General features: G+C 70.4%; 1 protein-coding gene and 1 pseudogene. Both read right to left on the bottom strand.

What is annotated here, in order from left to right; translation table 11 throughout:
* On the bottom strand, positions 1 to 502 hold a 502-nt coding region (locus TA90_RS11085; RefSeq protein WP_043536471.1), incomplete at its 3' end, for a hypothetical protein.
* An 85-nt stretch (positions 503 to 587) separates the two neighbouring features.
* Positions 588 to 1,725, bottom strand: a pseudogene (gene ispG, locus TA90_RS11080) (flavodoxin-dependent (E)-4-hydroxy-3-methylbut-2-enyl-diphosphate synthase).
* Positions 1,726 to 1,820: the final 95 nt, after the last annotated feature.

Below are 1,820 nucleotides of genomic sequence, written 5' to 3'. Positions count from 1 at the left end.
GGACGGTGGAGGCGCCCTCGTCGACGAGGACGAAGGCCCATGTCAGGTCGAACTGCATGGTGGGGGAACCCTCGGCCTCCTCCGGCACCCGTCCACCCTCGGTCGTGAGCACGAGGGCGTGGCCCGGTGAGCTGATCGCGACGCGCAGCGCCATGCCGGGGGCGAGTGTGACCTCGTCCCCCACCGCGCGCTCCGACCACTCGGGACGCAGTTCGTGGACGTCGGTGACCTCGCACCCGATGGCGTTCTCGATGGCGGTCCAGGAGTAGAACCCGGCGCGGTCCTGCCCGATCTGGGTCAGCCACGGCCACACCTCGTCGGCGGGGGCGTGGATGGTGATCGCGCGGTCGGCGACGATCGTGGCGGTCGGCAGCAGCAGGTCACCGGGCAGCGACACCGCTGCCTCGGAGCGCGTCAGCCCCTGGCGGGTCGGCCAGCCGGTGGCCACGGCCAGTGCGCCCGCGGCGCCGAGGGCGGTCAGCAGTGCGGTCCTGGTGCGCATGCGTGTCTCCTGTGGGATCAGTGGTTCGGTCGGCCGCGGGATCGCCCTCGTGGACGTGCGGCGCGAGGGGGCCGGTCGGGGTGGCTCAGCGGACGGCGGGGATGACCTCGACGGCGCCGTCGCCCTCCTCCAAGCCCCATCTCCTCGGCGAGCATGTTGGCCCGCTTGATGAGGGTCTCGACGATCTGGTCCTCCGGCACGGTCTCGACGACCTCGCCGTGGATGAAGATCTGCCCCTTGCCGTTGCCCGACGCCACGCCGAGGTCGGCCTCGCGGGCCTCCCCGGGGCCGTTGACGACGCAGCCCATGACGGCCACACGCAGCGGGACGGTGAGGTCCTTCAGGCCCTCGGTGACGTTCTCGGCCAGGGTGTAGACGTCCACCTGGGCGCGACCGCAGGAGGGGCAGGACACGATCTCGAGGGTCCGGTCGCGCAGGCCCATGGACTGCAGGATCTGGATGCCGACCTTGACCTCCTCCACGGGCGGGGCGGACAGGGACACACGGATCGTGTCGCCGATCCCCTCGCGCAGGAGCGCCCCGAAGGCGGTGGCGGACTTGATGGTGCCCTGGAAGGTGGGGCCGGCCTCGGTGACGCCGAGGTGGAGCGGCCAGTCGCCGCGCTCGGAGAGGATCTCGTAGGCCTTGATCATCGTGACGGGGTCGTGGTGCTTGACCGAGATCTTGAAGTCGTGGAAGTCGTACTGCTCGAAGAGGGAGGCCTCCCAGATGGCGGACTCCGCGAGCGCCTCGGCCGTGGCGCCGCCGAACTTCTCGTACATGCGTCGGTCCAGGGAGCCGGCGTTGACACCGATGCGCAGTGAGGTCCCGTGCTCGCGCGCGGACTTCGTGATCGCCTCGATCTGGTCGTCGAACTTGCGGATGTTGCCCGGGTTGACGCGCACCGCCCCGCACCCGGCCTCGATGGCCGCGAAGACGTACTTCGGCTGGAAGTGGATGTCCGCGATGACGGGGATCGTCGACTTCCGGGCGATGACCGGCAGTGCCTCGGCATCCTTGTCGGTGGGGCAGGCGACACGGACGATGTCGCAGCCGGCCGCGGTGAGCTCCGCGATCTGCTGGAGCGTGGCCCCGATGTCGTGGGTCTTCGTGGTGGTCATCGACTGCACGGAGATGGGGGCGCCACCGCCGACGGGGACGTCACCGACCATGATCCGGCGCGTGGTCCTGCGGGGGAACGGCGGTTCCTTGACGGTGGGCATTCCGAGAGCGATCGTGTCAGTCACCCCGACATTATCGCGCACCTTCCCCGGGGGGCGCGGGGTGGGACCCAGTGGCGTCGGCGTCATTCGGGGAG

The sequence above is a fragment of the Actinomyces polynesiensis genome, assembly GCF_000820725.1.
In the GTDB taxonomy this organism is placed as follows: domain Bacteria; phylum Actinomycetota; class Actinomycetes; order Actinomycetales; family Actinomycetaceae; genus Pauljensenia; species Pauljensenia polynesiensis.
Note: the sequence above shows the minus strand (reverse complement) of the source record. Positions and strands in the feature narration are given on the sequence as shown.